Origin of the sequence: Shewanella sp. 4t3-1-2LB (assembly GCF_017368415.1) — a bacterium.
Classification (GTDB): Bacteria; Pseudomonadota; Gammaproteobacteria; order Enterobacterales; family Shewanellaceae; genus Shewanella; species Shewanella fodinae.
Genome location: NZ_JAFNJD010000125.1, coordinates 1 through 634 on the forward strand (window position 1 = coordinate 1; position 634 = coordinate 634).

General features: G+C 35.0%; 1 protein-coding gene. It reads right to left on the reverse strand.

Annotated elements, in window-relative coordinates; genetic code table 11:
• Positions 1-353 precede the first annotated feature (353 nt).
• Positions 354-634 (reverse strand): hypothetical protein (locus J3L11_RS18900; protein ID WP_207571997.1); only part of this gene is annotated, 281 nt, incomplete at its 5' end.

Here is a 634-nt window from a genome sequence, read left to right on the forward strand (position 1 = left end):
AATACTCACTGTATGTATTAGCACTAAGTTTATATTTACAGTTAAGTATCCTGACTTTTCTACGTTGGAGAAGTATAGCGGTATTATAGAACGTGTAGAAACTAATGGTAATCAATTGGACATAACTATCGATAATTTAGATTTTACGTATAGCAAATGGAATGGACGTGTTCCGGATATTCTTTTAGGCATAAAATCTAGTAAAAATAGTGTGGTAGACCTCCTAGTCTACAATAGACCCAGTGGGAAACCTCAGATCTATGCGATATCTATAGATTCCAAAGTAATTGTGTCGTTCGATTCAGTAGTTGAACATCGAAACGCTTTGATAAAATGGGTTTTGATAATAGCAATCATTTTTTGTGTTTTAGGGAGTATTGGTATTTTTTGGGGGCACCAGCTTGTTGAAATGAATAAAAAGATAATACAGAGCTAGGTCTAATAAAGATGGAACCCCAACTATTTTTTGAAATATTGTAAGTTTTAAGATAAATCAACTTTATAATGGCCAGTTTCCAGCGGAAGATCGACCAACTTTTTTCGGAATGGTGGCCAATCTGTTTCGGAATCGTGGATGCGTTATGGCGGAATATACAATTGTATATTCCGCCATTTTTGACCAGTTTTCCTAGAG